We start from the raw sequence: 21687 nt of genomic DNA on the forward strand, positions 1-21687 counted from the left end.
GGTTTATTTTTATGGGCAAAATTACTAAAATCCCTTGGATTTCTTTAGATGGTAGTAAATAAAAGTGAATATCCCATAGAATATAAGAAAAATAGGATAAGTGAAAGCTATAAGAAAAACATATCCCTGATTGCTTGAACGGCCTAAAACCCATTCAATAAAAGGGATTGCAGCAAAAAATCCTACATAGAAAAGCAGGGGTGCTAAGAATACACCTAACCATAAGCCCCATTTGCTTTTTTTTCTGATAGTATAAATGTGCAGTCCTGCGGCAACTAAAAAGAGAATAGCCCCGAATCCTAAAGGGTTTATTGTAAGGACGATACGACCAAACCAAGAAGGTTTAGGAGAAAATCGCCAATAGTGGTTACCATAGGTAATATCCTTGATCTTTCCTTGAAAAAGTTGGTCACTTACTCTATATTCCTCTTTTTCCATAGAGGATTGCTCGAATTCTAATTCCTTGGGGAAATGGATTTCAACTTCTATTTCAGGAAAAGTTTTCCAAAACTTAGATGGGTAGGTGCTATATTCAAGGTCATACAGAGGTAGAAAATCATCTCGTAGTACCTCAGGAAAGGCAGTATAACTGACCTCTATGGTATTCTCACCTTTTTTAAGAGGAGCTATAAAATGAATAAGGTCAGAAAGCTCCACTTTTTTTTTCTCCTTACTATCATAGGTGATATAGTAGTTGGTATAAGTGTGGAATTCTACAGAGGAATTGCTCTGCTGTAGTGTGTCTGTAATAACCTCCTTCCTCAGGAAAGGATAGTTTTGTTTTTCATCTATAGGAATGGAAGTGAGTTCTTCTCCATTGACAAAAATTTTATGGTCTTGTAGATAATTGGAAGCCATAAATACCAGAGGCATAGCCTCGTTAGCAGGGGCGTTAATCTTATATTTTATCTTGAATAAAATGATGTATTTATAAAGAACTTCTTTGTGAGGATTTTTAAGAATTTGAGCGGTAATTTTTTCATAAGAGACTGTACAATCATTGGTGAGAATGAGGGAGGAATGAAATGTCCCATCTATAGAAGTCTTTGCCATATTGGCAGTACTTGTCCAAGTGTGGATAATTAGGAGTAGAAAAGATAAATATTTATTCATAGATCTGAAGGTTTCCTTATTAAGGGACAAAGATTAATCATTATTTTTAATTTTTGTTCCTGATTATCAATAAATTATTTAAGGACTATTTGAGTTATATATAAGTTTTTTGACACAGATTTGACACAGTATCGTTGTTTTAGTTGTTTCTGTAAATCGCTGAAATTTAAAGAAATTGCGGTTTTTCCTCCTCCCTTCGCAGTTTTAAAGCCGTTCGCAGTTGCAGCCTCTGGCTGCCAAAAAAATGCCATAGGGCGCAGCCCTATACCGCTTTAAAAAGATCCCCGAAGGGTACGACTTTGGCGCATCCCCCCGCTTCCCCTATACACCCCCTTCAAACTTCTAATATTTTTGGAAACTTTGGAAACCAGAGCGAAAAGGGCGTGTTTGTTATCTTTATTCTTTCTCTCTATATTATTATATATCAATATATTATAAAGAGAGAAAAGGGTATAATAAAAGGGGGTAAAGTGGTTTCCAAAAATGGTTTCCAAAAATTTTCGCTTATTTGACTTTGGAAACTTTGGAAACCAAGTGATATTAATCTTCTGGAACCTTGAAAAGCTCTTGAAAGAATTCTTTAGTATCTGTTAGTGTTTCTTCTAAATTGTCAGTTTTGTCATCTTTAGAGATGAATTCATCACTGAAAGGTCTCGTAAATTGCCATATATCTCCATCTTCAATTTCCATTTCCTTATATTTTTGAAGTCCTAACTTGTCTATTTTCATATGTAGAGCAACAAGCAATTCATATACTTGTTCCATTAGTTCTCTATCTGTTAGTTTTCTGTGATTTCTTATGCTATTATAAGCAAAAACTTCTTCTTTATTCATAATTAAAATATTTTATTTACTTATCTTCTCAATGAGCATTGCGATTTGTTTGTCCTTCTCTGCGATTTGCTTGTCTTTCTCGCGAATGATCTCCATAAGCTCATCATTGGTTTGCTTTATAATGTTTCCTTGTCCAGATACATTATGCCCATTATTTACATTGGTATTCCCATTTTGTGTAATACTCTGCGTGGAAGTTTTAAGCATTTCTCCTTTACCAGTTAATAACCAATCTGCTGAAACTTCTGTATAAAAAGAGAGAAATTTAATCGTATTTTCTTCACTCATTCCTCCCTTTTGAGACAAAACACCGTTAGAAATACCTGTTTTTTGATATAATTCATATTTGCTAATATTCTGTTTTTTAATAAAATACAAAATATTTTGCTTTACAAATGAAAATTCTCTCATAATAATTTGTTTTATTTAAAAATCTCTCGTAAATTTGCCCAACGAAACAGACCTAAAAAAACGTACTTAATTACGTACGGTTATTAAGTGCAAATATACGTAAATATTTATTAAACAAGAAAAAAATGAATAAGAAAAAAATTACAAAATGGTTAAAGAATAACGTTAACCGTTTGGAAGGTAAAGAAACCCTTTTTGACGAAGAGTATCTAAAGGTACTTGGAGAGATTGATTTAAATTTAACAAAAGTCTTTTTTAAGAATATCCTTGTACAATTTGCTTCTGAAAATGGATATAAGATAGCCTTTTCGCAAAGGATATTAAAGACTGATGATGATGTAGTAAAGTTTGACACCTTTACAATAACTCCGATAATATAATATTGAAAATGATAAAATCGCAGAAAGTAATAGTTACCCTAAAGCCTTCTATAAAGGAAAAGATTAATGATATTGTTATCACCAATTTGTCCCTAAAAACAAGTGAAAAGTATCGCACAATAAAGGATTGGCTCAAAAAAGATAGTGAAAAACTTACTCATTATTCCTTTTTACTGGCTTTGAGTGAATTATTACAGCTTCCTATAGACCAATTGATAAACATTGATAGATGTTAATAGCTATATTTTACTGGAGTTGTATTCTTTTTTTACTTATAAGATTGTTTTATGATACAGAATAACATGCAAGAACATATAAACGAATTGGTGGAAATACTCTCTAATACAGAAGGTATTACCTATATCACCCAGCGAATAGTGAAAACGCAGGTGCATTTTTCTTTTATCTTTGAATCTTACAAGGTATTAGACGATTTAAAGCAGAAAATGCCTGAGGATTGGTTTTTATTTATTGTAGGATCTCATAATATCTGTTATCTCTCTTACAAACAATCTGACTTGGAGCGTTATTTTGAGCGTCTACAACTGGTGAAAGCCGCTTTTTTCATAGATGATTTTATAAATATATTTTGCAATAAACACTAATCCATTAGCTACTGAAAAGCCGTGTTCTTCTGCGCAATATAGGCACGGCTTTCTTTTTCAGTGGCTATTAAAAACGGGTAGCAATGGACATCAACTTAGAACAACTCAAACAGGAACTTTGGAATGCAACCGATTACGGCCGTCAGTTTTTTGAGGACGAATTTGCCTCTGAAATAGCGCGCAATCGTGGACGCCTCAAAGGTTTTGCCGTACGTACTGAGGATAAGACTGGTTCCTGCCATATTAACCAAAAAACAAGTGATAAAGGCCCTGCCCCTTATACCTTTACAGATTTCGGGGTAGAAAATAAAGGTATGAATGCGATTGATTACGTGGTAAAGCGTGATCATTGTACCTTTTGGGAGGCTCTGAAAAAACTATGTAGCCAATATGGGGTGCCACTTCCTGAGGGTAATAAGGTAACTCCCACGGTGGAATTTTCCTCTAATGTGGAGGAGGACGAAGGTTTTTGGACAGTCAATTTTTCTTCTTCTTACAAAAACAAGAAACTACTACAACGCTTGTTCCCTTTCTATACAGAGGAGCTTTTAAAGGAATATGTTTTTAAGGAAATAGAGAGCTACCAGACTGTCGGAGTTAATGAAAAGGGTAACAAATACAAAAAAACAACTATTGCCAATGCTGATTTTCCTATTTTTGGTTATGACAAAGGGGATTATGTAAAGATATACCAACCTTATGCCCCTAAAGGAGACGCTTTTATACACAAACATTCGTTTGTTGGGGATAAAAGCGGCAAACGTATCATATATGGCTGGGATCGGCTCTTTGAAAAGGTAGAATATGAAACGATACAGCAAGTTATCAAGGATCTGAAAACAGTAAGAAATAGTGAGACGAAAAAGGATCTTTTGGCTCAATTGGACAAACTAAAGTTGGAAACAGTAATCATCGCTACAGGAGGCACGGACGGCATTAATATTGCCTCTCTGGGGTATGATGTGATTTGGTTCAACTCCGAAACGGAGGTAATCAATAGTCAGGAGTATTACGAGCTTTCCCAAATAGCCAAAAATATCTATTACATACCCGATTTGGACGAAACAGGCGTTAAGCAAGCGGTACAGATAGCCGATAGCTTCTTAGATATAAAGCTGGTTTGGCTGCCCAAGGATCTGAAATACTCCAAGAAAAAAGACTTTGCCGACTGGTTGCGCCGTGAGAAGAATGCAGGCAAGGAGATTCTTCAAGCTATCTTCGCCAAAATGCTCAATCAGGCGCTTAACTTCCGTTTTTGGACGTTCTCTGACAAGGGTACTGTACAGTTCAATCCTACTAAAATCATTCACTTTCTACACCTCAAGGGCTTTTATACCTTTGCTTCCAACTATTCTGAGCAAAAAGAGGACGAATGCGAATTTGTCAGCCTCAAGCAGGGCAAATTAGAAAAAATACTCAGTACAGATATTAAGAAATATGTATTGGAATGGATTGACAACAAGGTATATAATGAGCAGGTGCGCAACCGAGTGTTTTCGGCAGCAGCTTTCCAACCTTCACACCTTAAAATGCTTCCTATATTTGACAAAGACATTACTAACTACGGGCGTTCGTATCAGTGGTATTTCTTTGCCAACGAAGCCATAAAGATACAGAAGGACAGTATTGCTTCCTACAAATATTCGGGAGCGCTCAAGGTGCAATTTTGGAAAGATGAGATCATCAACCATAACATATCCCTACTAACTCCCTTTTTTGAAAAATACACCGATGAGCAGGGGCGTACACGTATCAAGATACTTAATAAGGATAGCAATTATTTCAAAGTATTGATTAATTCCAGTCGTATCTATTGGGAGAGGGACGCTAACGAAGAACATAAGGACTTAAACCCTTTTGGAATAGCCAGCGAAAACCTTACCGAAGCAGAAAACTACGAACAGGAATTGCACCTAATGAATAAAATATACTGTGTGGGCTATATGTTACACCAGCACAAGCGAGAATCAGAGAGCTTTATCGTAATAGGCACTGACTACAAGGGAGGAAACAGCGTAAATGGTTCCTACGGAGGTACGGGAAAGTCTTTTTTGGTCAATGGCATTCGCAAAATGCTAAAGAGTAAATACATTGACGGGAAAACACTCGGCAATAACAAGTTCCCTTACGATAAGGTAACCGAAAAGACACGTTTGGTTTTCTTGGACGATATGAATTTCAATCAGGATTTCCGAGACTTTTACAATAAAGTAACTGGGGACTTTGAAGCCAACCACAAGGGAGGAAAGATCTATTACATTCCCTTTGAGCGAAGCCCTAAAATGGCAGCTACCACTAACTATGTTCCCGACTTTGAGGAAAGTTCTTTGGTGCGCCGCTTGTTGTTTTACCAAAATGGAGACTATTACCACGCCAAAACCCCTAAGAATGATTACCTCTTTTCACGAAAGATTTCCGATGACTTTGGCGGGCGTGATATAATGAATAGTGATTACAGTGCGGAGGAGTGGAATACTGATTATAATTTTCTGTTCAACTGCTTGCAGTTTTACCTATCATGCGACCAGCCTATTATGGCACCTTTGGAAGCCTTACAGAACAGACGTGCGTTGCTTTCTATTGGGGATAATTGCTTGAACTTCTTCAATGATTATTTCGCCGATGAGGCAAAACTCAATCACTGGATTAACAAACCTGAATTTGTCCGAGAGGCAATCGGTGAGCTGGGGAACAAATACACCCCCTACCAAGTGTACAAGAAGTTACAAGAGTATTGTAATATCCATAAATGGGAGTTACAGAAGGCTAAGCGCAAAACCGAAAATGGCAATTCCTTAGAGCATTTTTATATAGATAGTAAGCAGCTGGGGGATATACCCGCTATAGAAGAGCCTACGCAACCTTCGCCCTCTCCCGCTCCACATATAACTGATAACCTAAGTCAAGAAATAGATTTTTAGATATGAAAATTATTGACCTTTTTAGCGGAATTGGGGGCTTTGCTCTGGGCTTCCAGAGAGCAGGTTACCAATTCACAGAGCACTATTTTAGTGAGATCGACAAACACGCTATTGCTAACTATAAATACAATTTTCCACATGCAAAAAACCTCGGAGACATTACCACTCTTCACGGAGGAGACTTTACAGACATTGACATTATCACTTTCGGTTCGCCTTGCGTCGATTTCTCACTTGCTGGAAAACGTGCAGGGCTCGCAGGAGCCAAAAGTAGCCTTATCAAAAAAGCAATTGCCCTCATTGCTCAGCTCAGACCAAGTATTTTTATCTGGGAAAATGTTAAGGGAGCATTCTCCTCAAACGCTCGCGCAGACTTTTGGGCAATTCTCCAAGCGCTTGCCAACATTGGGGGTTATACAATCGAATGGCAATTGCTTAATACAAGCTGGGTACTACCCCAAAATAGAGAGCGGATATACCTTGTCGGACATCTTACAGGACGAAGTGTCCCAGGAGTATTTCCTATCGGAAAAAATGATAAATTACTTGACAGAAAGGCAAGGGAAAAAGGTTGGAGAGGTAGAAATTTCAAAACTTCACTTGCACGAACAATAACAGCCCGCTACTCCAAGATGGGGAGTAATGATACTTATATAGTCCCCAAGGTTGCAGCCACACTCACAGGCGGCGGACACTCAGGAGGCTTACATTCCGATATGACCGTGATACAGATAAACCCTTCTACTGAATCCAACGGCAGACAACCCTATCAACAGAATAGAGTGTTTGATGTAAGGGGAATAAGTCCAGCTTTAACGAGACACAATTCTGCCTTTATTATAAAGCAACGTTCGCGAGGAAAAAATAAAGGTGCTGACCTCACTATTTGCCCTACCATATCGAGTAACGCCTTTCAAGAGAATAATTTACTTAATGGCGTGCGCCGCCTCACGGAAATCGAATGTGAACGCCTGCAAGGTTTTCCCGACAACTGGACACAATATGGCGATTATAACGGAAAAATAAGGCGCATTTCAAAGACACAACGATACAAGCTCATAGGTAACGCCGTAACCGTGGATATAGTAACAATGATTGCTAAACGATTAAAATTTATAGAACAATGGAAAAAAAAGATAGAAGTATTTACTTTCAAAGAGGCGATAAAGTAAGAATAATCAATCTGAATAAGGAGGGTATAATTATTAGTATTGCTTACATTAGTTATGAATCTTTAAGTTACAATGTGGAAGTTTGTGGATCTAAAGTTGTAGTAAATGTAAACAATTTAGAAAAAATATAGAAATATGAAAACCATAAAATTCCGTGCTAAAACAAAAAACGGGGAGTGGATATATAACTTAGCTCCTTTAGTTCCTTTCTCTGTCTTTGATCTTACAGAGATTGATAGGGACACCCTCACCCAGTTCACAGGCCTACATGACTGCCATGGGGAAGAAATCTACGAGGGGGATTTTCTGAAAATCAATCTATCTGAGGGGTACAAAATACGCTTGGTATGCTACAACGAGGACGTAATGGGCTTTTGCTTGGCTCATTTGGAGGATTGGAACGATCCTTTTCTGTACAATCTATATCAATTCTCTTTCAGTTGGTGGGAGCGTTTTAAGAATGATATTGAGGTCATTGGCAATAGGTACGATAACCAAGCTATATTTGAAGCCTATGCTAAGTAGAGCGGAGTTTAACCGCAATATGCAACTTTACCTTGACGCTCACCGCTTTTGTGTTGATCATGGAGTGTTTGTCTATGCAGGTGCGATTCCTAACCGTATCAATACGCTATACGTTGAGGTGAACGATAACGGCAAGATTCAGCGTGGCAAAGAGTATTATACCAATGAAGAAGCTCAGCTAAAAATATACGAAATTTATTTGCATATTTACAAGAAAATGAGTAACTTGCACGCTCAAAACTAAACAACTAAATGAAAATTCTCAAACCCATAAAAACAAAAAAAGATCTCTTCTCCCTGTACCTCTCCCAGTACAGTGAGAAGAACATACGTGCCTATATCAACGATATTATCCAGCAGTACAGACCTAAAGCCAATGCCTACTGTAAGAACGTAAGCCGTCAGGAGTTTCTGACCTTTGTAGAACTCTACGGCTTGCCCAATGGCTACACCCTCTCGGAAGAACTCCAAAATGAGATAAAGACAAGGACACTAAAAGTGTAACCGCTTCAACCGTTGTCTGTTTAGACAATAGTTAATAAACAACTATTAACCTCTATTGCAATACCTATTAATAACTATTGCGCTTTGGTACAATTTTTGTATTGCTATATGGAAAATAATTTGTATCTTTGCCCCCGAAATATAATAACTTTGTTTGATCAAATATGAAAAAAGTGGTGTTACATCATACTTGTAGCCGAAAAAATGGAGAGGCTTCTGTATTGGCAAACGCTCCTTTTTTGGCGGAGGATAACCCACAAAATAAAAAATATCAATTCTTAGGTCCTGGATATTATCTTTGGGAAGATGATATAGAACAAGCAAAACTCTGGGGAAAAGTTCATTATAAAAACTCTTACTTTGTTGTTGAATTTGAATGTGATATAGAGGAGGAAGATATTTTAAACTTAAATGAAAGAGAGGGGCAGAAAGCGCTTTTTGAAATCATAAAAAATATACAAACAGAGCTTTTGGTAAATCTGAGGAAATTACCTTTAAGTAAGATCTTTAAGGTAATATACCGAAGCAAAATCACTTTTAACTACAAAGCAATTAAGGTCAAAGATGAATGCTTTTCAAGAGGAAGACAAGAAGTTTTTAGGTTTGTCTCAACTAAAAAGAATTTTACCTACTTAGGAGGTGTTTATTTTTACTTTTTTAAAAATAAAATAGATTTTGGTTCAAGAAAAATATACAGTTATGACACATAATAATCATTTACAGGCTTTCAAAGAAAGTTTAAAAAATATAGACAGAGAAGAATTTTTAAAACTTCTTAGAGAGATAGAAGCTGAGCCACAAGATGAAAATGAGCTAACTGTAGGCGAATTTTTGGACTTGATGGAGGGAAAAATTTGCTTTTCTGATACAGTTATTACAGGTAATGAAGTTCCTAAACCTGTCTTTTTTAATAATTCAAATTCAGTACTTACATTAGCAGATAATTTACTTATATTGGCAGATAATTTTCCTAATGCTAAGGCTATTACTTGTGCCCAAGAAATAAATTATACTTATAACAACAATAATACACAAGTAGAATTTAAAAATAATACACAAGCAGAACTTAAAAATACTATAAAAGCAGCGTAAATTATGAAGCGACAACTTAAAATATCTTTAAAAGAGACCTTTGTACAAAATCTTTCCTTTAAGCGTAAGCATAGTAATGAACCAACATTAGAAACAGAAGTAAGTATTTCTCCTTATGTAAATTTTGATGATGAGCAGGAGCAGGTTTATATGGTTATGTTTGATGGAAAATTTGAAAATAGTTTGTTTGATTTGAGCTTGCAATTTGTAGCTGTTTTTGGTACAGAAGCGCCTATTGATGAAGAGTTTAAAACCTCTGACCTTGTAGAGGTGAATTCCTTAGCAATAGCGTTTCCGTTTATGCGTTCTTTTCTCTCTACATTTACTATCAACGCAGGTATTCCTCCTTTTATACTACCAGCTTACAATTTTTCCAAAGAAAAAAAATAAAATATTCATACACAATATTTTACAAAAACTTTCACCCCTCACGTAAAAGTTTTTTTGTTTTTCCCTTGTTTATTCCAAAATTAGTTGTACCTTTGCACCGTTATCACGAGGGCAACACTTGTTTAAAGTTGCAAAATATATTTTTTACGATATATCCGTGAAGGTGTCGTATAGCAGTAATGCTATACAGCAATGAGCGTAAGCCCTTGTGATAACAGCACCCACTCACGGATACCTTATTTTTATATCTTATGTTATCACAAGAAACCAATCCCGCTGTGGTGAATAACAGTAGCCCCAGCACTTACTGCTTTGACGTGGAAGCGGTCAATCAATTCTTCGCCGAGGAGATCCACGTACGGGAATTTACCCGCTATATGCGTATACTAATCTACGAAACTACCCGCCTGCACTTGCGCTATTGCGACACAGCCTCCGGCGAACTCTCCGAGGAAGTGCTACAAGCATACGATTACCTCAATGGTCTTTCCGAGGCGCTTAACCCTTATTTCACTAATCAAAATCTATAAGCTATGGACTTAAGAACATTATATTTTGTAGGACAACGTGTGTTTTTTGCACAATTGGGAGTAATAGAAGAAGTTGAGATAAAGGAAATATACCTCACAGTATCTGATCGAGGAGGAATAGATCATTTTGAAACCCGTTATTTGGTTAGAGATAAGTTTTTTGCAGCCCTTAATGTTGATGAAAAAGAGCTTTTTTCCTCCAAGGAAGACCTTTTAAACGCCTTAGCTGGTGATGAATTTGCTGTTGTACCTTTAAAAAACTAAAATCATGAGAACAAAGAAATGTCACTACATAAGCCCCAGCGGCGAGCTCCTCTATACCGAGGAACGTTTGTACCTCTTTGGCTGGCTTATCTATACCTTTAGATATAAAACCGTATAAACTCAGGCAATTTTTTTTTACATTTTCCTCCTCCGCAAGACACGCACGGGGGAGGTTTTTTTGTCCCCTTACTTCGTGAAATTAAGAATATATTAACACGAAGACTGCCCAAGACTTCCCAATCCTGCCCAAAAGTGCCCAATCCTGCCTTTTTCCTTGTGGGCTGTTTTATCTTTGTGGCTGATAAACAAAGTAACAATAAAATCATTTCGCCTATGCCCAATATAAACCAAGCGCTTCACCGCAAAGTACGTTCGGACTATCCGCAGGATATATTCCCGAAAGTGGCTTGTAAGCGTACTGTATTGGGCGATGGCGATACGTTCTTTTCTGTAAGGCAGATAGTAACAACTATTGACACCTATTACTCTCAGTGTGATAAGATAGCCAAAGCGCTCAAAGGGCGTACTCTGGCCATCACCTGTAGGAATGTGCACAACTTTCTGTACCATCATTTCCAATACAAGGCCGATGATGAAGTACAGCAGTTGCGCTCTCCTGCCTGCTCGTGGGCGCAGCGCTTTTCAGGCATTGACTGCAAGAGCTACACCATACTGGCAGGGGCAATACTTAAAGCCATGGGGTACAATAGCTATGTAAGGCAGATCAAGCAGCCTTTTAGTCAATACCCCGACGAGTATTCGCATGTATACTTATTGGTGCCTGCCTCTCAGAAAGACAATGATTTACACAAAGGGTATTATGTCATAGATGGCACCATACCTACTATGCAAGAAACCTTATTTTCCGAAAAAGCAGACGAAATAGTAACAGCTATGAAACATATAGGACTTAACGGCGCGCAGAATGCGCTTTTTGGATTTACTCACGCTAAGGGGCTAAGAGCAATTGGCAATGGAAAGAATTATGAAGACGGAAAGTTTCATAAGGGAATAGGCACAGCTAATAAAGTTGGTAATGACCTATTGAATTTTACAGGGTCATTATACGAAGGATACAAAAAATATTTTGGGAATGGCTCTGGGCGCACCGACGCCGCCCCTCCCCCTGTCTATAGTGACAATTCGGATGTGATCCGCCGACAACAGGCCGAATTTAGTGCGGCTTTGCAAGCAGAAGCTGATCGCTTGGCCAAAATAGGCAAGAGTCAGGAAGCTGAGAAATTGAGAATGGAAAAAGAGGAATACGAACGCCGAATAGCAGACGCCGAGCGTCGAATAGCAGACGCCGAGCGCCGAACTCAGGGATATTATCCAAATGGAAATAACTACAATGAGCCTAACAAACCAAAAGATAATACTATTCTGTATGTGGCAGGAGGTTTGGGATTATTAGGAATCTTGGCAATAGTGATAATGTCTAACAAAAAATAAAAGCCATGAAGGGAGTACATTTATTTCCTCAAGAAGAAAAACAACAGGGACTTAATGCCCCTCCTGGCAGGGCCGAGATTGTGGAGACCGATTATGACCCTGTAATCAATATGACTTTTGCGGAGTATGAAAACAATCTACAGGAACATGCCCAGCTGGCCATGTCAGTCCATGAAAAGATGTCAGCCCTTGTGGTAGGGCTCATTACTGTAGGAGCGCTCTCCAATGCATGGAACCCTGTAGGGTGGGTGTTGGCCGCTGTTGCCTTAGTCATTAGGGTATTGGTGGAACTAAAAGTGTTCAATGAAAAATCCGCTTGGGACAAGGATCGTGCCGAGGGTGCTTGGAATGAGATCAGCAATTATTACGAGTATAGTGTATTAGGAGAGAGAACAGGAGAGACAGACGAACAAGGAAGGCCTAAGCACCGAGGAGGTTTAGCCTCCATGCTTTCCTCTACTCATTTTTTGGATGAGACTGTACAAACTATGATGAATACAGCGCTAAAGGGACTTTGTATCTATGAGGCTGTTTTTCTAAAGGAAAGGAGCAAAGATTGGAGCAGCAAGGAAACCAAAGCAAACTTGGATCAGCTAAGAGACCTCGGACAAGCTCTCAAAAGTAATTTCTTAGGAAAAATAAAAACTTACGAACGGGTATATAACATAGAATATCAAAAAATACCTGTAAATCTCGGAGATAGCCTTTTCAGTGGAGACCTCCATGATCTAAAAGTAAGGCAGGCTCCTATAGATTTACAAGATCCTTTCACCGATGTTACTTTTGAACTGATAGCCATAAAGCTCAAGCGTAAGCCTGAATACGAAGGCGCAGGCATTACCTTTTCTGATTTCAAGGACGCTGCCTCCCCCAAGGCCTCTTTTCTTGAAAAAGTCCTTAATGACCCCAACGAAGTAAAGGGTCTGTTTGAACTGGGAAAACAACAAATTTCGACGCTAAAACTTGACGGATACTTAACGACTGATGAAGCCGATCGCCTTTTGTTCAAAAACTGGATGAATACAGCCCCTGCCTATGACAAGGCAGAGTATAGCTATAACTGGAACATGCCGTTTGACCCTAAAGCGGCTCAGAACAGAAACCTAACGGAAGGGGATTACCTCTCCCAAAAATGTCAGGGAATGGATAGGGTATTACAGGACTTTGCCAACAAAGTACCCCCTTACCAGAATGCTACCGCGCAAGATGTGATTAAGGTACTCAAGGACGCCAAGGCGCACCATGATAAGCAGTATAAGGGAAAACCTGGATCAGGATTCTGTAAGAGTGTAGCCCGTGGGGGCTCTCCTGGAGCTGCCTATGCACTGAAAAAGTTTGAGATTAACCTCAATGATTATGACGAGGATTTCAACCTAAAGAAAATCGAACGCCCCTCTGCCTTTACCAACGCTATTGGGGAAACAGACACGAGGTCTAATAGGCCAATTCCTGGAGTGGAAGTCCCTAATGGCTACACCGATGAGCGTGTAAAAGCGCCTGTACCGAAGGCCACGCCGCCAGCTCCGGCACCTGCGCCGCTTGCGCCTAATGCCACACCTGAGCAGCCCAAGCCACAGCCCGCGCCGAATACGCCCACAGCTCCCGCACCTGTGAAACCCTCAGCGCCTGCCAATACCCTACAGGCGGAGAATAAGACCCCACAGAAACAAGCGCCTAAGAAAAAAAGCCTCTGGTGGCTTTGGATCTTGGCCATAGGAACTGGCTATTATATGTTGAAGGATCAACAACCTAAAAAGAAAGAAAATGGCTAATGTAAATATAGAATTTCAAGGAGATTTTCAGTACCTAAAGTATGAGTTTACCCCTCGCTTGCGGGCGCTTATTAAGAATGTCCATACAGTGATGAACTCCTACAATGCGGCTTTCTTTGAGCGTTGCAAAGGCTTTGGCGACTTGGAGAGTATCAAGCGCGAGGCCTTAGCCACCGGAAGGCTCCCCCAAGGGGTAGAATCGGCCATGAAAGCCGCAGGAGCCCTCAAGCCTATAGCAGCTACTACCCTTCTTTGGAGTATTGCTAATCAGATAGCCTCTTTTGCCAATTTTCATTTTTGGTATTGGAAAAAGAATTTTTCGGACAATGCGCCTCAGCAGAACGGCAGGAATATCAATAGTGTATACAATGTCATGCGAAGCGAGTTTGCCTATGGCTTGACCTATGCGCTCTCTGTTCCTTTTTTATATAGAATTGGCCAAGGGGTGAACCTATTGTATTACCCACGCCCTGAGTTTGTCGATTTTTATAAGGCAAAACCTTTTCATGGCACCAATGCCCTAACAGTGGAGCCTATGCGCTTTGCTCAGAAGAAGAGAACAGAAAGCGGCGTGATGACCTCTACTTTTATTGGCTTTGATCACTCTATAGGAATAGATACCTCTTTGGCAGAGAGATTAAGCACCGTAAACAGCGGAGGTACTCGAATACCTTTCGCGGCAGGAGTAGGCAGTGATAATCCATATCAGACCCGTCAGGAGCGACTAAGTGTGATATTTTATCATTACTTCTGTCTCAATAACAGACAGATTGCACATAGCCAACCGCTAAAGAATGCCGGCAATGTAAGCAATTACTTTGTGTTCTCCAAGAAGGATTTTTATACACTCTCTGAGGAATGTGTGATTGCGCGCTTTTGGAATTTCTTTGCTAAGAATATTTCATTGAATTTTGACCCATCAGGGCGCGAAGGCGACCCCGCTTTCGGTGGAAAGGTACTCATAGGAGGAGGACAAACAACATCGCCTGTATGTGACTATTACGCACGCTTTAAGAAGCAGTCCCTACAGGGAACTTTTGAAGAGCGTCTCAGTAGGTTTTCCATTCCTTCTACAGAGATTTTGCAAGTACCAGAGCTTTCGGACGCTGAGATACAAGAAGGGCTCGCCCTCTTAGAAAAGGAAAAGCGCCCATTCTCTATAGGGGTAGACCTCAAGACAATGACCACAGGCAAAGAGCTAACCCAGCGTAGCAATATGCTACAGCCAAACCTAATGGAAAAGCTATTGTACTATGAGACCAAGGCACGTACGAACCATGTACTATTAGTGAACAAAGGGGTTAATGACTTGTTCAACTTTAATACAGGTATTCGCTATTTGCCACAGCTATAACCCAAAAACGAATGATTATGCACCCATGTATGCCAAGGCCTACCCCCGCGAAGAAAGTGGAAAAAGTAGACATACCAGCGCCCCAAGAGCCGCCAAAAGTAATTTATATTGCGGTGCCTCAGCGGAGCCAAAAAGAAGAAAACGAACAACAAACAATTAATTATAAACTGAAATGGTGGCATGTAGCCATAGCTTTTGTAGCTGGTTACGCTCTTGCCTCCTCTAATTCTAAAAAGGCTTAAAAATGAACTTTAAGAAACCTAAAATGGAAAATCTGACAGGAGCCCTTGTAACAGGAGGTTCCGCAGTGGCAGGAGCAGCTGCCTCTAACCTGCTTGTAGCCGAGCTTACTAAAAAGCCTTCTGGCGACGAAAAGAAAGACAAGTCCAAGCGCCAATTGGTCAAAGGAGGTGCCGTAGCGGCTGCCCTTTTGGGATTGGCTTGTGTAGATGGCAATGACACATCGGCTAACGCTTTGCGTGGTGCCTTTGTAGGTATGGCAGGAGCACAAGGAATTTCCTTAGCGCGCGAATTTACCTCAGCGACTGCTGGCACAACAGTAAAACGTGCTTTAGGCCTTGGTTGCCCTTGTCAAGAACAACAAGAAGGCTTGGGCTATGTAGACCAGCCTGAATGGTTTACCCCAGTGTATGATCAGGTAGATTATTCTGCCTATGACAGCACCTCCCAAGCTCAAGAAAGCACACAAGGGCGTAACCCCTTGGCAGGATTCACCCCTCGCGAATCCTATGTATAACTGAATGATTCACCTTTTAAAATAGATTAAAAATGGACAATAGACAAGTTCAATTAGAACGTTCCAACCACGTTCTTACTGCAATGGGTGTAGATACCCGCAACGCAAAAGTGATGGACAGAACTCAGTACCTTACCTTCGATGGAAAGGGAAAAAGCTCTGTAGTGTTGCTCATCGACAGTAACACCAAAAAGCTCGTAGGGGATACCTCTTTCGACGCCAACAAGTTCAACAAAGGTCGCTACTTTGTTATCGACGGGATCCGTGTTCTCATAGAAGACAAGGCTACTTCCTTGCATGAATCAGATTGGAAAGGAGCGCCTAACTCCGCAATTCTCAACTCTGAGCTAAAGATCTCTCAGGACGAAGATTTGTTGGTATTGCCTGTATCAGACTTGGTATATACCAAGATCTCCGAAGGAGAAGACAACGGCTTCCGTAGCATTGCCTCTGCTCCTGTGATCGTTCCTGAAAAGGAAATCAACATCTCTTGGCAGTTCCCACAAGGAGCCAGCGTACCAAGCTCACAAACACAGTTCGTACGTATCGAGCTAAGAGGATTTGAGTTTTTCACAAACTAATTTTTCTCTTAATAATTATCAATGAAAAGGCCTTGTCGCTAAGGCAAGGCTTTTTTGATAATTATTCCCTAACTCACTAAAAAGAAAAATCATGCACACCAAAGAAGAAGTATATAACATAGACATCAAGGTAGGAGAGAAAGGAAACAACATCTTTATCACTCCTGTAGCAGGCCGTGTGATTGGCTTACTCATCTACCACAACAAAGGCGATGAATTTGTGGCCAACGCTGGACTAAAAGCAGATGATGGCACTTACATTTCCAAAATGCAGCATATTCGCAACTATCGCTCCCGTGAGAGTTGCTACTTTACAGGCTGTAAGCCCGTGGACTTTCAGACACAAGGAAAAACCTACACCTTGGAAATCACTACAGAGGAGCCTGTGGCCAACAAAGATTTTAAAGGCCAACTGATCCTTATATACGAAGATACTCGTTTTAACAACTGCGGCAATGAATAAAAGCAAGTGGAACACTCAGAAAATATACTCCAACACCTCATTTTTCTTAAAAGGTGTTACCTCCCTTACCCTCTACAATTCAGGAGAAAGTAAGGTATATTTCCGTGAGAGAACATTAGAAAAGGGTGATTATTACCTTTTGGAAGGTGATGGAACTGCCTCTGATATTGATTTAGAAATCTCTTTTGAAAATGGCAGAGGGGAAGCCATCTTGGATTATCGTGCCTTACAAAAATGTAGAACAGAATGAAAAAAGAACTCATTGATATTATTAACAGACTTAAAAACTCTCCCAGTATCCTTATCTCAGTCATTAATAAGGAAACGGGGCAGCCTTTGGTGCGTTCTTTCTCGGCAGATCGCTTTGTAGAGAAATATGGCAGCGTGGAAGCCTTTTTTAACTCCTTAGTATCGGAGGGAATTAGCCAAATTATCGTCGAGGAAAGACGAAAACTCGGCAATACAACAAGGAGCTTTTCCACCCCAAAAACTTTTATACTTGGCCCCAAGGAAGAAGAAACTCCACCACAAGATACCCCCGAAGTTATGCCCGCCACCGTTTCCCCTGCCCCCCTTCAACAACAGCCCATGGGGCAAATGGGACTGATGGGGCTTAGTTTTCCTCAGATGATGGACTTGCATGTGAAAGCTCATGATCAAGGACGCTTGGAGGTAGAAAATAAGTTTTTGAAAGAGAAAAACGAAAAGTTAGAACAAGAGATTGCCGCCCTCAAGGAAGAACGCTTAGCCGACAAATTCAGCGAAGCAAAAGCCAAGGGTAATAACGAAATGCTCTTGGGTATTGTTCAAAATCTCCCTATGCTTATGGGTGCTTTCAAGGGGGGCGCTCCTACAGGTCTCCAAGGGGCCGACGGAGAGCTGCCCCAAGTACCCGAAGGAAAAGGGGTCATTATTCAGGAATTTGCTCAGACCTCCCCAGAGGTAGACAGCTTTATGCTCAAAATACTACATTTAGTATTCGAAAGCAAAGAGTTTTACGAAGAAGTAAGCAAATTAGTAAGTAAATATGAAACTAAATAACAAGTAAAAATGGAAATAACGATAAAAATTAACAGTAACAATCCTATTGACGCACAAGCGCGCCAAGCAAAGTTACAAGCCATTGCGCTTTTGGACGATAAGACATTAGCGCTTTTCCACGAAATCGCTACTAACGAAAAGTTTCGTAAAAAATTTGTAGCCAACGAAAAACTTCTTAGAAAATTTGTATAACCATGCCACGAAAGAAAACAACAGCCCTCAAGGGAGTAGCTACCACTGTTGCAGCTACTTCTGTTGGTAAATACTTAGATAATCACCCCGAAGCGATAGAGGCTGCGGGGCGCAAGGCAAAAACTGCTGTCAATGTAGGGCTTGTCCTAATCAGCTTTACAGTAATAAGCATAGGCGGGGCGTTGTTCTACAACTTGTATTGGAAAAACAGATTTAGAAAGATGGACTATGACCCTAACCAAAAGCCGGCTACTATTAGCGCAGGTCTGGCCAAAAGCAAGGCGGATATGATCTATAGGGCGCTGCATGGCATAGGGGCTAACTACAACACAGTATATAATGCCTTGCGCGGCATGGGACACAATAACTATGTAGCTATTTACAATGCTTTTGGTAAGCGTACCCCAGCGACGAGCTTTTCTATGGGAAACAAAAACGATATGGACTTGAGCCAGTGGCTACAAGATCAGTTTAGCGGAGACAAATTAGCCGCCCTAAGAGCACAAGTAGGCAGCGCATTTTTTTAAAACAGATAACTATGAAAAAGAAATATATACTCTGGAGTGCTTTCGGCGTTGGGGTCATTACCATCACTCTTTCTTTACTACTGAAAAAAAAGCCTGCAATCCCCAATGGTGGAGGCGCTTATGGTAAGTATTACAACAAGCTCAATGACCCTGATTATAGGGCGTTTATTGCGGACTTTGCCAACAATCGCGAATTGGTCTCTGAGTATGCCCAACAGCTACACAATGCCATGAAGGACACAGGTACTGATTTTAATAAAATCTTGGAGGTAATGAGTAATTTAGACGAAACACAAATGAAAATAGTATCGGATCGCTTTGGTAAAAGGGCCTACTATAACCGTTTGTTTGGTAAAATAAAAACCTCTAACGGAAAAATGCTCACCCTCAAGGAATGGTTTAAGGAAGAATTAGACGAAAGCCAATACCAGCAAGTCAAGGACAGATACCCTAATCTTTTTTAACGATGAAGACAGAAACACGATTTATAACCGGTAAGGTTACCGATGAAAAAGGGGAACCACTCTTAGGGGTCAATGTAGTTGTCAAGAACAGCCAACCTATACAGGGAACAGCCACAGATAGTCACGGTATATACAAGCTCACAGCACCTGTAGGGAGCCAATTGGTATTTTCTTTTATAGGTAGGCAAACCATGGAATCCTCGCCAATTACCAAAACTTCCAGCAAGTTTCCTACAGTGGTACTCAGGGAGGTTGCCGAGGAATTGGACGAGCTTACCTTTACCGCTCCCAAGAAGGAGCCCGAAAAGAATCTCCCCCCTACCCAGCCGAAGAAAGAAAACCCTATACAAAAATATTTTAACCCACAAACAACAATAACTCAAAAGAATAGCTATAACCAAAACCTAAAGGACGCAAAACTACTAATGTTAGGCGGGGGAATACTTCTATTTGGTTTGCTTATAGCTACACTTAACAACTCACAAACCCAAAAAGTAAGCAAAAAAGTAAACTTATGATCGGCATACCTCATAGAATGATTTGTAACTGTAACAATCAGGGAAACAATCAAGGGAATAACCAAGGGAATAATCAGGCACCTAAGAAAGTAACGCTATATGCAGCTGTGCTGCTATCAGGAGCGGATTCTAAGGAAGGAAAGATCACTACCAAGGAGATTGTTTTTGATCCCAAGCTACCTACCCTCCAAGAGATAGAGCTATTTCTTCCTGTTTTCGACGGAGGGGTGAAAAATGTAGTCGTATGGGCGTCCTTGCCTGGCTTTAGGTTAGAGGGGGCATGGAAACAAAACTATCCTCACCAAGCGACCGATTTGGAGATGTTGGATAATCCCAATATAACAGGCGCTGAGTTGCTTCAAAAACTTGATGATTCACCAGGAGTTGAGTACATGTCTACAGCCTTAGGTACCGCTCCCGAAGGAGAGTGGAACCTATATCACAAGGATAAAAGTGCTGGGTATGGAGATGTAATCATAAAATACAAATTTACAGGTCACCTCCAAGCACTACAACAGTAAAAAACTAAAGACAAAAACAATTATGATAGCCCTTGAACATGTAGTAACAATACTCTCCTCCCTCATCGGAGGAGGTTTATTAGGAATTTTATTTGAGCGCCGCAAGCGACGTGCCGAAACCGATGCCATAGAAGCTGATGTAATAGAAAAAATACAATCATCGTATGGCCACTTTGTCGAAGACTACAAAAAAAGATATGAGGAACTTGTTAAAGAAAACGAATTCCTACGGCAGAAGATAAAAGAATTAGAAGAACGCCTTAATGCCCTAACCAAATGAAAAATATTTTACTATCCCTTTTACTTTCTCTCCTTGCAGTTGCTTGTAAATCGGTTAAGGAGACACAACAGAGCCAAGAGGTTACCCAAAGGACACGTATAGACAGCATTTTTGTAGAAAAACAAGTGCCTTTGCGAGATACAGTGTATATCAATATCCCTGAAATACGAACCATAAAGCCCGAATGTGACAGCTTGTGTAACGAGGAGGTACGCAAGATCATGCAACAAATCTCTGTCAATAGGCAACAAGGAGAAGACAGCCAAGGGGTCTATTACAATAGGTACAAAGGGCAGTTAGTAGTATATCAGAATATCGGTGCGCGACAAAGCACCTACCAAGGACAGTTTTCAGGATATTCTCATACGAAAGCTGTAGAACAAACAAAGATAGTCAAACAGTATTATGTTCCAAAGCTCGTTAAAATATTAGCTTTTATCGGAGGAGGAACTATCCTCTTTGGTGTGTTTTGGATAGGCTTTAGAATAAAGGAAAAAATAAGATTATGAAAACAAGATCAATTGTACTCTTAGGCCTTTTTGGCTTGGGAATCGCCATATACGGCATGGCAAGAGCAAAAGCGGGGCAGGCAAAGCGCCTTTTTGAAAAAATCATGTTCTCTTTCCACAGATACCGAGATTCAGGAGCTAAACTCTTTCAGAACAAAATATGGCTAAGGTTGGACTTTGCTTTGACCAATCCCACAGCTGAGGACTTTTTTATAGATACCAACGGCTCTATTCAGCTCAAGGTCATGAGGGTTTATCTCAAAGGCAAACAGATAGGTTATGCCACCCTTCCCGAATTTTACAAACTAAACTTGCGTGCAGGAGGTACTGCCTATATAGAAGATGTATATATAGAGCTTAATGGAATTTCCTTAGCTGGAGAAATATGGGATATGATTGCCCAAAACAAAAAGGATTGGATAAAATACACTGATATTATTAACAAACTATCCTTTGAAATAGATATTGACGGATTCGGACAAATATACACACTAAAACAATCTTTTTCATAACAT

General features: G+C 40.0%; 32 protein-coding genes. 29 read left to right on the forward strand and 3 right to left on the reverse strand.

Annotated features, from left to right (window positions below):
• Positions 1–24 precede the first annotated feature (24 nt).
• The 3 genes from CGC50_RS00115 to CGC50_RS00130 form a co-directional block, all read right to left on the reverse strand.
• Complete coding sequence (locus tag CGC50_RS00115) at positions 25–1113, reverse strand: hypothetical protein (protein ID WP_095909194.1); 1089 nt, start codon at positions 1111–1113, stop codon at positions 25–27.
• Positions 1114–1653: 540 nt separating this feature from the next.
• Entirely contained in the window at positions 1654–1947 is a 294-nt protein-coding gene (locus CGC50_RS00125; RefSeq protein WP_095909196.1) for a hypothetical protein, read from the reverse strand.
• A 12-nt stretch (positions 1948–1959) separates the two neighbouring features.
• Positions 1960–2358 (reverse strand): hypothetical protein, encoded by a 399-nt coding sequence (locus CGC50_RS00130; protein WP_095909197.1) that lies wholly within the window; start codon positions 2356–2358, stop codon positions 1960–1962.
• Positions 2359–2483: 125 nt separating this feature from the next.
• Between CGC50_RS00130 and CGC50_RS00135 the strand changes: the two genes are divergently transcribed.
• The 29 genes from CGC50_RS00135 to CGC50_RS00280 all read left to right on the forward strand — a co-directional run bounded on the left by CGC50_RS00135 (position 2484) and on the right by CGC50_RS00280 (position 21684).
• Complete coding sequence (locus CGC50_RS00135; RefSeq protein ID WP_095909198.1) at positions 2484–2738, forward strand: hypothetical protein; 255 nt, start codon at positions 2484–2486, stop codon at positions 2736–2738.
• A gap of 287 nt (positions 2739–3025) precedes the next feature.
• A complete protein-coding gene (locus CGC50_RS00145) occupies positions 3026–3343 on the forward strand; it encodes a hypothetical protein (RefSeq protein ID WP_157909398.1) in 318 nt (105 codons plus the stop codon).
• A gap of 83 nt (positions 3344–3426) precedes the next feature.
• Positions 3427–6264: a hypothetical protein gene (locus CGC50_RS00150; RefSeq protein ID WP_095909200.1), complete on the forward strand. Its 2838-nt coding sequence runs from the start codon at positions 3427–3429 to the stop codon at positions 6262–6264.
• A 2-nt stretch (positions 6265–6266) separates the two neighbouring features.
• Entirely contained in the window at positions 6267–7436 is a 1170-nt protein-coding gene (locus CGC50_RS00155) for a DNA cytosine methyltransferase (RefSeq protein ID WP_095909201.1), read from the forward strand.
• Between the two features lie 135 nt (positions 7437–7571).
• On the forward strand, positions 7572–7961 hold the full coding sequence (locus CGC50_RS00160; protein ID WP_095909202.1) for a YopX family protein: 390 nt from the start codon (positions 7572–7574) through the stop codon (positions 7959–7961).
• Positions 7951–8205, forward strand: coding sequence for a hypothetical protein (locus CGC50_RS00165; RefSeq protein ID WP_095909203.1), 255 nt, complete (start codon positions 7951–7953; stop codon positions 8203–8205). Before CGC50_RS00160 ends, CGC50_RS00165 begins: the two co-directional genes overlap by 11 nt.
• 8 nt (positions 8206–8213) lie before the next feature.
• Entirely contained in the window at positions 8214–8465 is a 252-nt protein-coding gene (locus tag CGC50_RS00170) for a hypothetical protein (protein ID WP_095909204.1), read from the forward strand.
• A gap of 164 nt (positions 8466–8629) precedes the next feature.
• Complete coding sequence (locus tag CGC50_RS00175) at positions 8630–9175, forward strand: hypothetical protein (RefSeq protein WP_095909205.1); 546 nt, start codon at positions 8630–8632, stop codon at positions 9173–9175.
• The gene (locus tag CGC50_RS00180) at positions 9165–9557 is read left to right on the forward strand and encodes a hypothetical protein (protein ID WP_095909206.1); all 393 of its coding nucleotides are present in this window, start codon (positions 9165–9167) and stop codon (positions 9555–9557) included. Before CGC50_RS00175 ends, CGC50_RS00180 begins: the two co-directional genes overlap by 11 nt.
• 3 nt (positions 9558–9560) lie before the next feature.
• Positions 9561–9947, forward strand: coding sequence for a protein-export chaperone SecB (locus CGC50_RS00185; RefSeq protein WP_095909207.1), 387 nt, complete (start codon positions 9561–9563; stop codon positions 9945–9947).
• 251 nt (positions 9948–10198) lie between these two features.
• On the forward strand, positions 10199–10477 hold the full coding sequence (locus tag CGC50_RS00190) for a hypothetical protein (RefSeq protein ID WP_095909208.1): 279 nt from the start codon (positions 10199–10201) through the stop codon (positions 10475–10477).
• 3 nt (positions 10478–10480) lie between these two features.
• On the forward strand, positions 10481–10741 hold the full coding sequence (locus CGC50_RS00195; protein ID WP_157909399.1) for a hypothetical protein: 261 nt from the start codon (positions 10481–10483) through the stop codon (positions 10739–10741).
• Between the two features lie 333 nt (positions 10742–11074).
• Positions 11075–12193 carry a hypothetical protein gene (locus CGC50_RS00200; protein ID WP_157909400.1) on the forward strand — a complete coding sequence of 373 codons (1119 nt, stop codon included), beginning with the start codon at positions 11075–11077 and terminating at the stop codon, positions 12191–12193.
• 5 nt (positions 12194–12198) lie between these two features.
• Positions 12199–13965 (forward strand): hypothetical protein, encoded by a 1767-nt coding sequence (locus CGC50_RS00205; protein ID WP_095909211.1) that lies wholly within the window; start codon positions 12199–12201, stop codon positions 13963–13965.
• On the forward strand, positions 13958–15319 hold the full coding sequence (locus tag CGC50_RS00210; protein ID WP_095909212.1) for a hypothetical protein: 1362 nt from the start codon (positions 13958–13960) through the stop codon (positions 15317–15319). The genes CGC50_RS00205 and CGC50_RS00210 overlap by 8 nt, the downstream gene beginning before the upstream one ends.
• Positions 15320–15336: 17 nt before the next feature.
• Complete coding sequence (locus CGC50_RS00215; RefSeq protein ID WP_002666724.1) at positions 15337–15561, forward strand: hypothetical protein; 225 nt, start codon at positions 15337–15339, stop codon at positions 15559–15561.
• A 2-nt stretch (positions 15562–15563) separates the two neighbouring features.
• Complete coding sequence (locus tag CGC50_RS00220; protein WP_002666883.1) at positions 15564–16076, forward strand: hypothetical protein; 513 nt, start codon at positions 15564–15566, stop codon at positions 16074–16076.
• 32 nt (positions 16077–16108) lie between these two features.
• A complete protein-coding gene (locus CGC50_RS00225) occupies positions 16109–16657 on the forward strand; it encodes a hypothetical protein (protein ID WP_155813426.1) in 549 nt (182 codons plus the stop codon).
• A 91-nt stretch (positions 16658–16748) separates the two neighbouring features.
• Complete coding sequence (locus CGC50_RS00230) at positions 16749–17120, forward strand: hypothetical protein (protein WP_095909213.1); 372 nt, start codon at positions 16749–16751, stop codon at positions 17118–17120.
• Positions 17113–17370, forward strand: a complete 258-nt coding sequence (locus tag CGC50_RS00235) for a hypothetical protein (RefSeq protein ID WP_095909214.1) — start codon at positions 17113–17115, stop codon at positions 17368–17370. Before CGC50_RS00230 ends, CGC50_RS00235 begins: the two co-directional genes overlap by 8 nt.
• Positions 17367–18161 carry a hypothetical protein gene (locus CGC50_RS00240; protein ID WP_095909215.1) on the forward strand — a complete coding sequence of 265 codons (795 nt, stop codon included), beginning with the start codon at positions 17367–17369 and terminating at the stop codon, positions 18159–18161. The genes CGC50_RS00235 and CGC50_RS00240 overlap by 4 nt, the downstream gene beginning before the upstream one ends.
• Before the next feature lie 9 nt (positions 18162–18170).
• Entirely contained in the window at positions 18171–18353 is a 183-nt protein-coding gene (locus CGC50_RS00245) for a hypothetical protein (protein WP_002666746.1), read from the forward strand.
• Between the two features lie 2 nt (positions 18354–18355).
• Positions 18356–18880, forward strand: coding sequence for a hypothetical protein (locus tag CGC50_RS00250; protein WP_095909216.1), 525 nt, complete (start codon positions 18356–18358; stop codon positions 18878–18880).
• A gap of 11 nt (positions 18881–18891) precedes the next feature.
• Complete coding sequence (locus CGC50_RS00255) at positions 18892–19344, forward strand: hypothetical protein (protein WP_095909217.1); 453 nt, start codon at positions 18892–18894, stop codon at positions 19342–19344.
• 2 nt (positions 19345–19346) lie between these two features.
• Positions 19347–19862, forward strand: coding sequence for a carboxypeptidase-like regulatory domain-containing protein (locus CGC50_RS00260; RefSeq protein WP_095909218.1), 516 nt, complete (start codon positions 19347–19349; stop codon positions 19860–19862).
• The gene (locus tag CGC50_RS00265; RefSeq protein ID WP_157909401.1) at positions 19859–20383 is read left to right on the forward strand and encodes a hypothetical protein; all 525 of its coding nucleotides are present in this window, start codon (positions 19859–19861) and stop codon (positions 20381–20383) included. Before CGC50_RS00260 ends, CGC50_RS00265 begins: the two co-directional genes overlap by 4 nt.
• A 22-nt stretch (positions 20384–20405) precedes the next feature.
• On the forward strand, positions 20406–20663 hold the full coding sequence (locus tag CGC50_RS00270) for a hypothetical protein (protein ID WP_095909220.1): 258 nt from the start codon (positions 20406–20408) through the stop codon (positions 20661–20663).
• On the forward strand, positions 20660–21172 hold the full coding sequence (locus tag CGC50_RS00275; protein ID WP_095909221.1) for a hypothetical protein: 513 nt from the start codon (positions 20660–20662) through the stop codon (positions 21170–21172). Before CGC50_RS00270 ends, CGC50_RS00275 begins: the two co-directional genes overlap by 4 nt.
• Positions 21169–21684, forward strand: a complete 516-nt coding sequence (locus tag CGC50_RS00280; RefSeq protein WP_095909222.1) for a hypothetical protein — start codon at positions 21169–21171, stop codon at positions 21682–21684. The genes CGC50_RS00275 and CGC50_RS00280 overlap by 4 nt, the downstream gene beginning before the upstream one ends.
• The last annotated feature ends 3 nt before the right edge of the window (positions 21685–21687 follow it).

The sequence above is a fragment of the Capnocytophaga gingivalis genome (assembly GCF_002302415.1).
Taxonomy (GTDB): Bacteria; Bacteroidota; Bacteroidia; order Flavobacteriales; family Flavobacteriaceae; genus Capnocytophaga; species Capnocytophaga gingivalis.